Raw genomic sequence first — 14310 nt, 5'->3', positions numbered from 1 at the left:
TTCCCTGTTAATATGTAAGGATTATTTAACCGCATCTTTTAACGCTTTACCAGGTTTGAATGCAGGTACTTTACTTGCAGCGATTTCAATCTCCTCACCTGTTTGTGGGTTACGACCTTTACGAGCCGCACGCTCACGAACTTCGAAGTTACCGAATCCGATAAGTTGTACTTTATCACCTTGTTTTAAAGCTTCTAAGATAGAATCAAAAACAGCGTCCACTGCTTTTGTTGCGTCCTTTTTAGAAAGGGAACTTGCTTCTGCAACAGCATTGATTAAATCTGTCTTGTTCATGCCATTCACCTCCTCCCAAAGATAAGACTGTATAATGATCATAAAATGAGTCTTACTTTCATTTGTAGGCAATTTTTACAAATTCTATACTACAAAGATGTAGATAAATCATTATCAACGCCTATATTATACGATTCTCCTTTATAATTCAATATTTTTAAGGAAATTGTTACTCTTAAAATGTGAAAATCTGATGAAACTTGACAATTTACAACAAAGTATTAGATAATGACTGTTTATTTTACTATTACATACTCCAAAACAAAAAAAAATCCCTCTACAATTAGAGGGATTTTTTCTTATAATATAATCGCAATCAATCCGCCAGACCCTTCATTAATAATTCTTTCTAGCGTTTCTTTCAATTTATAACGCGCATTTTCTGGCATTAGAGATAATTTCGCTTGAATTCCCTCTCTAACAATCGAGCTAAGAGAGCGCCCAAATATATCAGAATTCCAAATTGATAGCGGATCATCTTCAAAATCTTGCATCAAATAACGAACTAGTTCTTCACTTTGTTTTTCAGTACCGATAATCGGTTCAAATGTTGATTCTACATCCACTTTAATCATATGAATAGACGGCGCAACCGCTTTTAATTTAACACCGAACCTTGAACCGTGACGAATAATTTCCGGCTCATCTAAGCTCATATCAGCTAATGCAGGCGCTGCTACTCCATATCCGGTTTGCTTTACCATACGCAGGGCATCCGCAACTTGGTCATACTCTGTTTTCGCATGAGATAAATCGAGCATAAGCTTCAATAAATGATCTTTCCCTCGAATTTCTACTCCCACTACTTCTTTTAAAATTTGATCATACAATTCATCTGGCGCATATAAATCAATCTCCGCCACACCTTGCCCCATATCGATGCCAGCTAGACTTGCTCGATCAATAAATTCATATTGACTAAACTGCCAAACGACACGGTCCACATCACGAAGACGTTTTATATCCTTTACAGTCTCTTGAACTGCTTCCTGATAACTTTGGCGTAACCAATGTCCTTCATTTAGCACCATTACCCAGCTTGGAAGGTTTACATTCACTTCTAAGACCGGGAACTCAAATAACGCTTCCCGAAGTACATTATACACATCTGTTTCTCTTAAACTCTCTACACTCATCGCAATTACTGGAATATCATATTCTTCTGATAAACTTTGACGTAACTGCTCTGTATCTGGATGATATGGCTGTACAGTATTGATAATCATAATGAAAGGCTTTCCTACTTCTTTTAACTCATTTACAACGCGTTCTTCTGCCTCTATATAATCTCTTCTTGGAATTTCACCAATTGTTCCATCTGTTGTAATAACAACACCAATTGTTGAATGCTCTTGAATTACTTTACGTGTTCCGATTTCTGCAGCTTCATGGAATGGAATAGGCTCTTCATACCAAGGAGTATTAATCATGCGTGGGCCATTCTCATCTTCATAGCCTTTTGCTCCTGGAACCGTATACCCAACACAATCTACTAATCGAATATTCACTTCAAGACCTTCATCTACTTCAATAGAAACCGCTTGGTTTGGAACAAACTTCGGTTCCGTCGTCATTATTGTACGACCAGCAGCACTTTGAGGCAATTCATCCTGCGCTCTTTGACGGTCTGACTCATTTTCAATATTTGGAATAACAACAAGTTCCATAAATTTTTTTATAAATGTTGATTTCCCTGTTCGAACAGCTCCTACAACTCCAAAATAAATATCACCGCCTGTGCGTTCCGCAATATCTTTAAAAATATCTACCTTTTCCAAGTGATTCCCTCCCTCAATATTTTTGGGAATAATTCCGCTTTTATAGTCAACTAATACCTTCTCTAACGTTGCCTATAATATCTGATATAATATAATGGTATTCTAGAAGTTCGGACAATATATCATATAATTTTGTCCAATTTCATATGACTATTTAAAAAATACCTTTTGTTTGCATCACAAGTTGTATAACATAAAAAACCTTTCTTCTAGAACTTATTCACTAAAAGAAAGGTTCATGACTTATGATTTTAAAAAAATTGGTTCTCCGTCTTTCACTGTATACGGTAAAGAATATGCAGGTACAAATGGGGAATCTTTCGATAATATATTCCGAATATCTTCTCCTTCCTTAAATTGTCCTTCATTTTTTTTCAACGCTTCATATAAGTCGATTCTATAATCAACAAACACTTCACCTTTTTCATTGATTACAAGAGGGAGCCCTTTTCCAGAATATGGGCTTTTTATTTGCGGTACATCCTTATATCCTAGTTTTTTAAAATCTAATTCATAGACACCATCTGCAATTACTTTTTTAAACGGTGGATATTGATGTTCATCACGATACATCCTTAACTTTAATGCCACTTCTTGAATTTGTTCCGCCATCCTAACATCAATTAACTTTACTGTCGGATTTGTTTCAACATCTATTAATACATATTGATAAACTCCCCCGCTTTCATACGCATTCCCTGGTGCCTCTTGCATGTATCTCGGAGCAATTTTTTGAAAATCAATTGGATATTTTTGATAAATCGGCGTACTCATATCACGCGTCTTAATTGGCAATAAACCATTCGTTTGTTCCTTATATGTAGTAATAGCTTTTTGAACAACTTGTAACTGATCTTCATAAGGAATCGCATTTTGTTTCATATTTTCTTTCGGATACATACACCCTGTTAAAATGCTCATGCAACAAAATATTAAAATAATATGGATTTTTTTCACTGACAATCACCTTTTCATGCGAGTATAGATTATTCCCTATAACGTCCTTTATTGTTCCACAGGCCCACTAAATACAACAAGAAAAATAACAATCCCCGACACAATCATGAGGGTGTAAGCTACTAACGCTGTAATCCCTTTCAGAAATTTATTCTTCATTTTATGTCTACTTAATAAAATAAAAGCTACTGCAACAAACATAAATCCCATTGCCCCTAAGGAAAACCACATTTTTATAAGCCCTTCCGACATATATACACCCCTTTACTTTCAATCTATTTTTATACTATTTTAACAAATTAAAATCTTTAAACAAATATAATTCACCATTTTACTGCAAATTAACAAAATTTATGTACAAAAATAAAACCGAAGCGCATTATTTTGCGCTTCGGTTGACCAAATATGCCCTTAACAGCTCTATTCCCATTCTTTCATGACTATCATATGCATTCGCTAAACTCTTTGTTTCTCATATTTTACTTTTTAAACATTTTACTTAACGAACCAAAATCAGCAGGCATATTATTGTTAATGATTGCTTTTACAATTTGATCCTCTTGCTCTTTCGGCACTTCACGTCCTGCCATTAGAGCAACTTGATGAATCAATTGGCGAAGCACTGTCTCATCACGTAAGTTCGCATTTTGAACAGACGATGCTAATTTAAAAATATCTTCTTTATTCACTTTCGCTTCTTTTTCAATGTTATTAAAAATGTTGTTATCCATTCTTTTCACCCTCTCCTCAAGTTACTCTTCATCCTATGCAGGAATAAAAAATTGGTGAAAAGACCCATAAAAAAATAAAAGACGGTAGAAGTACGAAATGTACTTCTACCGCTTTCTTTATAACAAATCAGGTATCGCTTCAACTTCATGTTTTCGAACACGTCCCATCAATGAGCCTACTGCATCTTTCACATTATTCCCATTGAACAGCACGTCATATAAAGCAGCTGTAATTGGCATTTCAACTTCCATTTTCTCTGCCAATTCATGAGCAGCTTTCGTTGTTCGCACACCTTCTACAACCATACCCATACTTTCTAGCACTTCTTCTAAAGAGTGCCCTTTTCCAAGCATATTTCCAGCGCGCCAATTTCGGCTATGCACACTTGTACAAGTTACAATTAAGTCTCCCATACCAGTTAGACCAGCAAATGTTAGCGGATTTCCGCCCATTTTTCTTCCTAAACGAGCAATCTCTGTTAAACCACGTGTCATTAATGCCGCTTTTGCATTATCACCTAATCCAAGACCATCTGTTATCCCAGCAGCTAATGCGATAATATTCTTTAACGCACCACCAAGCTCAACTCCAACGATATCCGGATTTGTGTATACACGGAAATAGCTATTCATAAACAGATCCTGCACTTCTTCAGCCGCTTCCATACGCTTTGCTGCAGATGTAACAGTTGTCGCTTGACGTAAACCGACTTCTTCAGCATGACTCGGTCCAGACAGTACAACAACATCTTTGATCAAGTTCTCTGGAATTTCTTCCTCAATCACTTCCGAAATACGTTTTGACGTACCTGGTTCGATTCCTTTACTCGCATGAATCCAAGTAATCGGTTCTGTAACAATTTCTTTCATTTCTTGTAATACATCTCGGTACGCTTTCGTCGGTACTACTAGTAGTACTGTATTTACATCTACTAACGCTTCTTCTAAAGAAGAGTAGGCTACGATTGTGCTTGGCAATGCAATCCCTGGAAGATATTTACTGTTCTCATGTTTCGTATTAATTTCATTCATGAGTTCAGGACGGTTTCCCCAAATACGTACATCATGCCCATTGTCAGCTAATACCATCGCTAACGCTGTTCCCCAGCTACCTGCTCCTATTACTGTGATTTTTGTCATAAAATCACATCCTCTCCATTAGTCTCTTGCTCGAGCGATAATGTGAATCGGCGTTCCTACAAAACCGAACGCTTCACGTAAACGATTCTTTAAGAAGCGCTCATATGAAAAGTGCATTAATTCTGTATCATTTACAAACACAACAAATGTCGGTGGTTTTACCGCAACCTGTGTCGCATAGAAGATTTTCAGACGGCTACCATTATGAGTCGGCGTTGGATTCATCGCTACCGCATCCATAATTACATCGTTTAATACGTTCGTTTGTACACGGATGCTATGGCTTTCATTTACCTCATTGATAACCGGTAATAACGTTTGTGTACGTTTTTTCGTTTTCGCAGATAAGAATACAATCGGTGCATAATCCAAGAATTGGAAATGAGCACGGATGTTTTCTTCAAATGCTTTCATTGTTTTTTCATCTTTTTTCACTGCATCCCATTTGTTTACAACGATAATAACAGCTCGTCCTGAATCATGAGCATATCCAGCGATTTTTTTATCTTGCTCAATAATTCCTTCTTCTCCGTCTAAAACAACTAAAACAACGTCAGAACGTTCAATCGCTCTAAGTGCACGAAGTACACTATACTTTTCTGTACTTTCGTATACTTTTCCTTTTTTACGCATACCAGCTGTATCGATGATTACATAATCTTGATCATCTTTGCTATATGGTGTATCAACAGCATCACGCGTCGTTCCTGCTATATTACTTACAATTACACGTTCTTGACCAAGAAGCGCATTTACAAGTGATGATTTCCCAACGTTTGGACGTCCAATTAAAGAGAAACGGATTGTTTCATCGTCATACGCTTCTTCTTCAATCTTTGGAAAATGATTTGCAGCTTCATCTAACAAATCACCAAGTCCTAAACCGTGTGTACCTGAAATCGGGAATGGCTCGCCAAATCCTAACGCATAAAAATCATAAATATCACTACGCATTTCTGGATTATCAACCTTATTTACCGCAAGTACAATTGGTTTTTTAGAACGATATAAAATTTTAGCAACTTCTTCATCCGCTGCAGTTACACCATCGCGACCATTCGTCATAAAAATGATAACATCTGCTTCATCAATCGCTACTTCCGCCTGTTGACGAATTTGTGTCAAGAACGGCTCGTCTCCAATATCAATTCCACCTGTATCTATAATGTTAAATTCATGATTTAACCATTCTCCCGCACTATAAATACGGTCTCGCGTTATACCTGGTATATCTTCTACGATTGAAACTCTTTCTCCAACAATTCTATTGAAAATAGTAGATTTCCCTACGTTCGGGCGGCCTACTATCGCTATTACTGGTTTCGGCATATACTTTCATCCTTTCAACTTGCTTCTGTTTATTATGTAAAAAACCCTTCTTTGTGCAAGAAGGGATTTGCATTCCAGAATAATTCTCAACGTATCAAAACACCTCATATTATACCACACGTTGCTAATGTTTCACAATAATATATACATTCTCTTGTAAGCGATGCGCAATACCATCTAAAATCGCCTCTAAATTATTTGCAACAAATTCCAATTCCTCTGTCGATTCACAAGTAAACAAAGGAGCACCACCTGCAAATTTCTCCGGTTTTGTTGTAATAACCGCGAGAATAACACTTTCTAACATCATCTCTTATCTCCCCTTCCTTTCGGAGCTTCTGATGACATATGAACGGCACTCTCTAATGTTGGTACATTTCCAATTACCCCTATCGCTTTTTCTGCATCCTGATCTTGCGGCAGAACAAAAATCCCAACTCTCCCATCCTCTAAATCACGCTTCGCTAACGGTACAAGTGCCGGCGTTCCAGAATCTCTATATATTCCTAAAGCAACAGAAACATCATGTAAAATCGCTTGACGTTGTCCTAAGTTCGAGATTGTAACCATCGCATCTATCGATTTCGGTTTTAAAATAAATCCCATCCCATATTTCATAATTTCTTCTTGCCTTGCTGGCAATCCAATATTCATAATGTAAATATTATCAATATAAAGTCCCGCTCCTTCAAAACGAAGTGGAACGTGCTCAATTTCTACAAGATCATGAAGCCTTTTACCTGACATTAATTTTCTCGCAATTAAAAAACTTATCATACCAGTAATTACCCCGGCAATCCACGAATGGAATCCTATATACGCAAACGTTGTTACAAACGACGTTAACATTGCCAAATAGTTACGACTTTCAAAAACTAATGCAATCCCTTCAATGTATGTATTACCACGTGGTACGAGCTCATATCCATCTAATTGTTGAAGCGTATTTCTTTCCATATTACGCACATCACGAAATTGCGTCGCTGCTAACGTAAGAAATGTAATTGCAGAAAAATCTTTTTTCAAAATAGACGGAATCGCAATTGCCCCTAAGGCAGCCGCAATTAATCCCATCGCAATATGAATAATTTTCCCGTGAAGCCTCGTCGGATATTGCCTCGTATCGGTACGAAGCATTAACACCCTAGTTACCGTCCCGGCAATTACGCCACATAAAATGGCTGGTGTATATTCAGTCATGTATTACCCTCGCCCTTCTTTTACGCGTTTTCCTCTTAAATCGTTCCATATATACTGATACTTTTGTAATCCATAGTAAAATCGCCATAAATAAAGTAGAAACAGCAACAACATCAAAAAAGGCTAAACTGCCATATTCATAAGGAAAATGTAATTTATGAAAAATAAGCGTCACCAACAATTCTCCTTGTAACATCCCTATATACAAGGTGCACAATCTTAATATGCGATCCCCGTACAATAAAATTGATGCATACACAAGTGCGCCACTTAGTAGCAACAACCTATCAACCACAATCCAAATCGGATCATATACTTCTAACAAATGAAAACTTGTATATAACATTGCAATAATAAGCGCCGAAAGTAGGGTGTATAATTTTTTCCAAATAGAGTATAGCGTGATGCCTACAAAAGAAATAATACAAAGCAAAAGGGCATTTACCGATACAGTAAAAGAAGCAATCGTCACATTTAACGGAGAACAAATAATAAAAATTAATATACAAGCACTTATCTTCCAACGAATAGGTTCTTTTTTCATAAAAAAGGTCACGACAATCCATCCTATCCAAGCCACAAAATAAAAAGTACTCCCATCCATCATTTCACCTCCTATGTTTTCCATTATGGGAACTTTTTATGAAAGTTAATCCTACCTTTTCTTTGTGCATAGTTTTTCTCATAACAGCAAAACTTTTAATAAGGAGGTGGAACTCACAATGGGTAAAGATCGCCAAGAACGAAAGCTAAGAGAATCACGCCGCGTTGAATCTGATCGCGACCAATCACTTCAATATCCTGGTGCAACTAGTCTTGATACACCAGAGCAAGCTCGAAAGCAAAATCAGCACTAAAAATAAAAAAGACGGTTTCAGCATTGTATGAAACCGTCTTTTTTCGTAATTATTTTAATAAATTCCATTCATGATATAATTCTTTTGTTTTCGTATTAATATCTCAATCACAATATATTCTCTTTTTTATCATTATAATTATATAGGGCGATGTATCACTTCATCGTTTTATAAAAAAAACCAACCACACGGTTGATTTTTTTATCTCCTACTATAATGCGTAGTATCAATCCCACGCTGCATTAACCAATGATACGTTTCGCCTTTTACAACAAGAGGTACAGATTGTAATTCTTCTATCTTCTTTACCCCAAGAGCTGTCATAATGAATTTTAAATCTGTATGTAGAAGATCAATTTCATCCACTAACTTCTCGACACCATCTTGCATTAAAATACGTAAAAAGTATCCGGCTAACGCAGTTGTATTCGCCCCTAATGCGATCGCCTTCGCTACGTCTAGCGCTGTTTGTATGCCCCCAGATGCAATAAAAGAGAGGTTATTATTTGTAGAGGTTGCTTCAATAATCGAGGAAGCTGTTTGTATGCCCCAGTTATTAAAATAAGAAAGCATTCGCTGTCTTCTTTCATTTTCAACAGCAGCAAAATTCGTACCACCTTGTCCACCAATATCAATTGCTGTTATACCTATACTCGCTAACTGCTGTACTGTTTCCTTACTCATTCCAAATCCCACTTCTTTTACAATGACAGGAACTTTACTGTTTAACACAATTTGTTCAATTCGCCGAAGTACACCCGTAAAATCACGGTCTCCTTCTGGCATCGTTAACTCTTGTATGACATTCAAATGAATTTGCAGTGCATTCGCTTCAATCATATCAACGGCACGCTTCGCCTGTTCGACAGTTGCCTCACTCCCCAAATTAGCAAAGAAAATACCATTTTGGTTTACCTTTCTGACGATTTTATACGAAGCCGCCTCGCTATCATTTTTTAAGGCTGCCATTTGCGAACCTACAGCCATAGCAAGGTTATGATGTTTCGCTACATATGCTAATTGCTCGTTAATATGTAATGTTTGCTCTCCTCCACCACCAGTCATCGCATTGATAAAAATCGGCGAACTTAGTGAAAGTTCGCCGATTTTTGTTTCACATGTTACAGTGTCATAACTTGAATTTGGCAAGCTTTGATGCACAAAATCAATATCATGAAAGCCATGCGCACGAGACTGACCAGTAGAGAGAGCATATTCAATATGATCTAATTTACGTTTTGCCCTTACCACTTGTACCCCTCTTTATTTCTTTAATTTTTTCAGTTGTTCACCAATAATATCACTTAACTGGAAAGTAGCAGAATCAGCATTTGGCTCATATTGGCTATAATCTTCTGTTACATTATTTTCTTCAAGCGTTTCTTTTATGCTTAAAGAAATACGTTTTTCTGCTACATGAACTTCAAGCACTTTTACTTTTACTTCTTGTCCCATTTCTAATACTTCATTTGGATTTTTCACGTGACGATTTGCAATTTGAGATACATGTACAAGCCCTTCAACACCAGGTAAAATTTCAACAAACGCACCGAATGTAACAAGGCGTTTTACTACTCCCTCACGAATATCTCCAGCTTTTATTTCGCCAGCAACATTTTCCCAAGGTCCTGGCTGAGCTGCTTTAATTGATAAAGAAATACGTTGTGTATCGGCATCAACAGATAGCACCTTTACTTTCACCTTTTGACCTTGCTCTAATACCTCAGAAGGTTGTTCTACACGTTCATGTGAAATTTGTGAAATGTGAACTAAACCATCCACACCACCAACGTTAACGAAAGCACCAAAATCCGTCAATCGTTGTACTGTCCCTTCAACAACATCTCCTTCTTTTAACGAAGAGATGGCTTCTTTTTTCTTAGAATCTAGTTCTAGTTCTACTACCGCTTTATGCGAAAGGATTACACGATTTTTTTCACGGTCTAATTCAACAATTTTCACCGCTAATGTTTTCCCTTTATAGTCAGCAAAGTCTTCTACATAATGTACTTCTACAAGTGAAGCTGGGATAAAACCACGAACACCAAGGTCCACAACTAATCCACCATTCACGATATCTTTTACAGTAACATCAAATACATAACCAGAATTAAATTTCTCTTGTAATTCTACCCACGCTTTTTCTGCGTCAACAGCTCTTTTAGATAAAACAAGATCATCATCTTCTAATTTAATAATTTTCAATTCAAGTGTTTGATCTAATTCTACAACATCGCTTGCTTTTTCAATATGAACGTTAGCTAATTCACTAATCGGAATTACGCCATCTGTTTTGTATCCAACATTTACAAGCACTTGTTTCTCTTCAACTTTCGTTACAGAACCTGTAACAACGTCACCAACTTGTAATTCTTTTGAATTCATAACTTCTTCATTCATTTTCTCTACCATGGAAATACCTCCCTACAGAATTGACAAAGCATTTTTATGTATATACGAAATGAAAACAAATGTTTTCATTTGCATGTTTAAGAATTTATCATCACATATTCTGTTTCAATACAGTTCACAAGAAACTATATTAAACCTATATAAATAGTATACAGCAAAATCATCTTGATGAAAGTATGATTTGAAATATAATAGCGAATATATTCTGACAGTTTTTTTCCTCTGTAACTAACTTCTTACAAATTAGCCCATTTGTCAAGAAAAGAGACTTATAATTCACGTATCCTTTACATTTCAAAAAAAATAAAGAAAGAGGATAATCCTCTTTCTTTATTTCGCAAATACTCCTGCAACAATACCCATAATTTTTTGGACAACTTCTTCAATTGATAAAGAAGTTGTATCTAATTCCAATGCATCATCAGCTTTTTTCAAAGGAGAAACTTCACGTTCTGAATCTAATTTATCACGCCTAGCAATTTCTTCTTTTAACTGCTCTAAATTAGAATCGAAACCTTTATTCATATTTTCTAAATGTCTTCTTTCTGCTCTTTCTTCTACGGAAGCAAGCATAAAGATTTTCACTTCAGCATCTGGTAGTACATGTGTACCAATATCGCGACCATCCATTACTACGCCGCCCTTTTCAGCTAATTCTTGTTGACGACGTACCATTTCTTCACGAACAAGACGATGCTTCGCTACAATAGATACGCGATTCGTCACATCAGGCGTACGAATCACTTCAGAAACATCTTGTCCATTTAAAAATACAAGTTGTGTATTTTCCCCTTGTTGAAATTCAATATTCACATTTTTTACAACTTCCATTAACTTTTCTTCATTTTCAATATCCACTTTTTGTTCAAGGGCTGCATATGTAATAGCACGGTACATTGCGCCTGTATCAATGTAAACATATGAAAGTTTTTTTGCAACAACTTTTGCAACTGTACTTTTCCCAGCAGCTGCTGGACCATCTATAGCAATCGAAATTCGTTTATCCATTGTAACACCTCATTTTTCACTTATAAAACAAAACGAAAAGCAGGTATTCTCCCCCTGCTTCTTCCCATTTGCTTCACGTCATTAAATCCTCAATTATTGTAGCATAATCCATCTTAGAAGAAAATGAAAACTACTTATTCACCTGTAAGATTTCCGCTTTATTTTTCGTGATGACACCTTCATAATAAACAATTTTTGATAAATATTTTACAGAAGATTTATGTATAAAGAGCAACTGTACAATAGAAAGACAAATAAATTGAATCAACAATATGCGAATAATAATTTTCTCCACTTTTTTCAAAAAACTCGCTCCTTTCCTCTCTATATTTATGCATCAAGTTTCTAAAATTTATTTAAATAAAACTCTACCTAATAGCCACTTTGTACAACGCACATAAGACAATTAAGTTTATTGTCATTTTCTAAGCGTACTTTTATACATTTTCATTGTCGAATTTACTCAAAACATGTTATGTTCTAAATGTATTTTTCAACTTGAAAGGGGTATAGCATTGAAAAGAATCCTAGTTTTACACACAGGTGGAACAATTGCAATGGAGGAAGATAAAGAAACTGGGGTCGTACAACCAGGTGAAAAAAATCCTCTTTTAAAATTCATTCCTGATTTAGAAGGCGATGTTGATTTAATTGTTGAAGATGTGTTCCATCTACCATCTCCTCATATGACACCGAGCGAAATGTTACAATTACAAGTCATCATTGATGAAAGAGTAAAACAAGACAACATTCATGGCGTAGTAATTACACATGGTACGGATACATTAGAAGAAACAGCTTATTTCTTAGATTTAACAGTACAAGCAACTATTCCTATCATTGTAACAGGCGCAATGCGTTCTAGTAATGAATTAGGTGCTGATGGCCTATATAACTTCTTATCGGCTGTAAAAGTTGCTAGTTGTAATGAAGCTGCGGAAAAAGGTGTTTTAGTCGTATTAAACGACGAAATTCACTGTGCTACAAATGTAACGAAAACACATACAAGTAATGTCGCGACATTCCAAAGCCCACAATACGGACCAATTGGCATGGTAACAAAACGCGGTGTTGTATTCCATCACGCTTTAGTACATCACGAAACATACTCAGTAAGTAAAGTCTCTAAAAACGTAGTTGTTCTAAAAGCATATGCTGGCATGGATGATACATTGTTAGCAGCAATTGAAAACCTTCCAGTAGATGGAATTGTTATTGAAGCACTTGGACAAGGTAATTTACCTCCAAGAACACTTCCTAGTCTAGAACGATTAATAAACAAAGGCATTCCTGTCGTATTAGTTTCACGTTGCTTCAATGGTATCGTTCAAGACGTATATTCATATGAAGGTGGCGGCAAACAATTAAAAGATATGGGTATTGTTTTCACATACGGTTTAAATGCTCAAAAAGCGCGAATTAAATTACTAGTCGCACTAGAGAATACAAACTCTCATAAAACAATCCAAAACATGTTTATGCACAATTAAAAAAGAAGCTGTCGAATTTCGACAGCTTCTTTTTATTGTTCTCTTGATGCAACGGTTTGCGCAATTGCATCCCCATGAAATCTACCGTTCTCGATAAATATTTCATTTGCATTATTCCCAGCAGCAATTACACCTGCAATAAAAATATTTTCAGCGTTCGTTTCCATTTTATCCTCTGTATAAATCGGACGTCCTGTTTCTTCATCAATCCGAACACCCATCTTCGTTAAGAAGCTATGATCAGGATGGTAGCCAGTCATCGCAAATACAAAATCATTTTTGATTGTACGTGCTTCACCATCAACCGTATATGTTAATGTATGTTCAGTGATTTCTTTCACATGAGCCCCGAAATGCATTTGAATTGTGCCGTTTCGTACTAATGCCTCAAATTCCGGCAAAATCCACGGCTTAATGCTCGGCGAGTACTCACTTCCACGATACAGTACCGTTACACGCGCACCTGATTTAACTAATTCCAACGCAGCATCTATACTTGAGTTTTTCCCACCTATAACTACCACATCTCGATCAAAATAAGGATGTCCTTCTTTAAAATAGTGAGCTACTTTCTTCAGTTCCTCACCTGGAACATTCATATAATTTGGATTGTCATAATATCCAGTTGCTACAACAATATATTTCGCTATATATATTTCTTTATTTCCATCACGTTTTGTCGTCTCAACCTTAAAAACTTCTCCATCTTTTTGAACTTTCTCCACTCGTTCGAAAGCATTTACGCGTACAGATTTACGCTTTACTACTTCGCGATAATACGCAAGTGCTTGATTTCGAACCGGCTTACGGTTTTCGGTAATAAAAGCTACTTCACCAATTTCTAATTTTTCACTAGAGGAAAAAAATGTTTGATGAGTTGGATAATTATAAATGGCATTTACAATGTTTCCTTTTTCAATTACTAACGGATTAATCCCTACCTTTTGCAACGAAATTGCTGCCGCTAATCCGCACGGACCGCCTCCAATTATGATAGCTGTTTCTTTCTGCATACTCGGTTCACTCCTAGTCTTCTACCTCTGCACTATTTATAAAAACAAGAAAAAACCTACTTACAGCAGTAGGCACCTATCTTTATTGTATTCATTTTTCT

General features: G+C 36.2%; 17 protein-coding genes. 2 read left to right on the top strand and 15 right to left on the bottom strand.

The window, feature by feature from the left end; genetic code table 11:
- Nucleotides 1–21: 21 nt before the first annotated feature.
- The 10 genes from LUS72_RS07620 to LUS72_RS07575 all read right to left on the bottom strand — a co-directional run bounded on the left by LUS72_RS07620 (nucleotide 22) and on the right by LUS72_RS07575 (nucleotide 8033).
- Entirely contained in the window at nucleotides 22–294 is a 273-nt protein-coding gene (locus tag LUS72_RS07620) for an HU family DNA-binding protein (RefSeq protein ID WP_001043860.1), read from the bottom strand.
- Nucleotides 295–593: 299 nt separating this feature from the next.
- Nucleotides 594–2072, bottom strand: a complete 1479-nt coding sequence (spoIVA, locus tag LUS72_RS07615; RefSeq protein ID WP_000416521.1) for a stage IV sporulation protein A — start codon at nucleotides 2070–2072, stop codon at nucleotides 594–596.
- A 243-nt stretch (nucleotides 2073–2315) separates the two neighbouring features.
- Nucleotides 2316–3029, bottom strand: a complete 714-nt coding sequence (locus LUS72_RS07610; protein ID WP_141533341.1) for a hypothetical protein — start codon at nucleotides 3027–3029, stop codon at nucleotides 2316–2318.
- A 48-nt stretch (nucleotides 3030–3077) separates the two neighbouring features.
- Nucleotides 3078–3281: a DUF2768 domain-containing protein gene (locus LUS72_RS07605; RefSeq protein WP_002117663.1), complete on the bottom strand. Its 204-nt coding sequence runs from the start codon at nucleotides 3279–3281 to the stop codon at nucleotides 3078–3080.
- A gap of 227 nt (nucleotides 3282–3508) precedes the next feature.
- On the bottom strand, nucleotides 3509–3760 hold the full coding sequence (locus LUS72_RS07600) for a stage VI sporulation protein F (RefSeq protein ID WP_000369753.1): 252 nt from the start codon (nucleotides 3758–3760) through the stop codon (nucleotides 3509–3511).
- A gap of 117 nt (nucleotides 3761–3877) precedes the next feature.
- On the bottom strand, nucleotides 3878–4900 hold the full coding sequence (locus LUS72_RS07595; RefSeq protein ID WP_128855295.1) for an NAD(P)H-dependent glycerol-3-phosphate dehydrogenase: 1023 nt from the start codon (nucleotides 4898–4900) through the stop codon (nucleotides 3878–3880).
- An 18-nt stretch (nucleotides 4901–4918) separates the two neighbouring features.
- Nucleotides 4919–6229: a ribosome biogenesis GTPase Der gene (gene der / locus LUS72_RS07590; protein ID WP_097831724.1), complete on the bottom strand. Its 1311-nt coding sequence runs from the start codon at nucleotides 6227–6229 to the stop codon at nucleotides 4919–4921.
- 124 nt (nucleotides 6230–6353) lie between these two features.
- Nucleotides 6354–6539: a capping complex subunit for YIEGIA gene (locus LUS72_RS07585; RefSeq protein ID WP_000979049.1), complete on the bottom strand. Its 186-nt coding sequence runs from the start codon at nucleotides 6537–6539 to the stop codon at nucleotides 6354–6356.
- Entirely contained in the window at nucleotides 6536–7429 is an 894-nt protein-coding gene (locus LUS72_RS07580) for a YIEGIA family protein (RefSeq protein WP_097831725.1), read from the bottom strand. Before LUS72_RS07580 ends, LUS72_RS07585 begins: the two co-directional genes overlap by 4 nt.
- Nucleotides 7422–8033: a YphA family membrane protein gene (locus LUS72_RS07575; protein ID WP_097831726.1), complete on the bottom strand. Its 612-nt coding sequence runs from the start codon at nucleotides 8031–8033 to the stop codon at nucleotides 7422–7424. Before LUS72_RS07575 ends, LUS72_RS07580 begins: the two co-directional genes overlap by 8 nt.
- A gap of 118 nt (nucleotides 8034–8151) precedes the next feature.
- Here LUS72_RS07575 and LUS72_RS07570 point away from each other — a divergent pair, with 118 nt between their 5' ends.
- Nucleotides 8152–8286 carry a YpzI family protein gene (locus LUS72_RS07570; protein ID WP_000513901.1) on the top strand — a complete coding sequence of 45 codons (135 nt, stop codon included), beginning with the start codon at nucleotides 8152–8154 and terminating at the stop codon, nucleotides 8284–8286.
- A gap of 201 nt (nucleotides 8287–8487) precedes the next feature.
- Here LUS72_RS07570 and fni read toward each other — a convergent pair whose 3' ends face one another.
- From fni to LUS72_RS07550, 4 genes are all read right to left on the bottom strand, one after another.
- Entirely contained in the window at nucleotides 8488–9537 is a 1050-nt protein-coding gene (gene fni / locus LUS72_RS07565; RefSeq protein WP_097831727.1) for a type 2 isopentenyl-diphosphate Delta-isomerase, read from the bottom strand.
- 12 nt (nucleotides 9538–9549) lie between these two features.
- Nucleotides 9550–10698 carry a 30S ribosomal protein S1 gene (gene rpsA / locus LUS72_RS07560; RefSeq protein ID WP_097831728.1) on the bottom strand — a complete coding sequence of 383 codons (1149 nt, stop codon included), beginning with the start codon at nucleotides 10696–10698 and terminating at the stop codon, nucleotides 9550–9552.
- Nucleotides 10699–11028: 330 nt separating this feature from the next.
- Entirely contained in the window at nucleotides 11029–11706 is a 678-nt protein-coding gene (cmk, locus tag LUS72_RS07555; protein ID WP_097831729.1) for a (d)CMP kinase, read from the bottom strand.
- A 130-nt stretch (nucleotides 11707–11836) separates the two neighbouring features.
- A complete protein-coding gene (locus tag LUS72_RS07550; protein WP_097831730.1) occupies nucleotides 11837–12010 on the bottom strand; it encodes a DUF5359 family protein in 174 nt (57 codons plus the stop codon).
- Nucleotides 12011–12221: 211 nt separating this feature from the next.
- Between LUS72_RS07550 and ansA the strand changes: the two genes are divergently transcribed.
- On the top strand, nucleotides 12222–13196 hold the full coding sequence (gene ansA / locus LUS72_RS07545; protein WP_097831731.1) for an asparaginase: 975 nt from the start codon (nucleotides 12222–12224) through the stop codon (nucleotides 13194–13196).
- Between the two features lie 32 nt (nucleotides 13197–13228).
- Here the strand turns inward: ansA and LUS72_RS07540 are convergent, their stop codons facing one another.
- Complete coding sequence (locus LUS72_RS07540; RefSeq protein WP_097831732.1) at nucleotides 13229–14209, bottom strand: YpdA family putative bacillithiol disulfide reductase; 981 nt, start codon at nucleotides 14207–14209, stop codon at nucleotides 13229–13231.
- Nucleotides 14210–14310 lie beyond the last annotated feature (101 nt).

This window comes from Bacillus cereus (assembly GCF_025917685.1).
In the GTDB taxonomy this organism is placed as follows: domain Bacteria; phylum Bacillota; class Bacilli; order Bacillales; family Bacillaceae_G; genus Bacillus_A; species Bacillus_A cereus_AT.
The sequence above is the reverse complement of the archived record's forward strand: the minus strand, read 5'-3'. Positions and strand labels throughout refer to the sequence as shown.

Bases quoted from the DNA above. Each gene is read 5' to 3' on its own strand.
- LUS72_RS07620 (WP_001043860.1), bottom strand. From the start codon at position 294: ATGAACAAGACAGATTTAATCAATGCTGTTGCAGAAGCAAGTTCCCTT.
- LUS72_RS07605 (WP_002117663.1), bottom strand. From the start codon at position 3,281: ATGTCGGAAGGGCTTATAAAAATGTGGTTTTCCTTAGGGGCAATGGGA.
- LUS72_RS07600 (WP_000369753.1), bottom strand. From the start codon at position 3,760: ATGGATAACAACATTTTTAATAACATTGAAAAAGAAGCGAAAGTGAAT.
- LUS72_RS07595 (WP_128855295.1), bottom strand. From the start codon at position 4,900: ATGACAAAAATCACAGTAATAGGAGCAGGTAGCTGGGGAACAGCGTTA.
- der (WP_097831724.1), bottom strand. From the start codon at position 6,229: ATGCCGAAACCAGTAATAGCGATAGTAGGCCGCCCGAACGTAGGGAAA.
- LUS72_RS07585 (WP_000979049.1), bottom strand. From the start codon at position 6,539: ATGATGTTAGAAAGTGTTATTCTCGCGGTTATTACAACAAAACCGGAG.
- LUS72_RS07580 (WP_097831725.1), bottom strand. From the start codon at position 7,429: ATGACTGAATATACACCAGCCATTTTATGTGGCGTAATTGCCGGGACG.
- LUS72_RS07575 (WP_097831726.1), bottom strand. From the start codon at position 8,033: ATGGATGGGAGTACTTTTTATTTTGTGGCTTGGATAGGATGGATTGTC.
- LUS72_RS07570 (WP_000513901.1), top strand. From the start codon at position 8,152: ATGGGTAAAGATCGCCAAGAACGAAAGCTAAGAGAATCACGCCGCGTT.
- rpsA (WP_097831728.1), bottom strand. From the start codon at position 10,698: ATGGTAGAGAAAATGAATGAAGAAGTTATGAATTCAAAAGAATTACAA.
- cmk (WP_097831729.1), bottom strand. From the start codon at position 11,706: ATGGATAAACGAATTTCGATTGCTATAGATGGTCCAGCAGCTGCTGGG.
- LUS72_RS07540 (WP_097831732.1), bottom strand. From the start codon at position 14,209: ATGCAGAAAGAAACAGCTATCATAATTGGAGGCGGTCCGTGCGGATTA.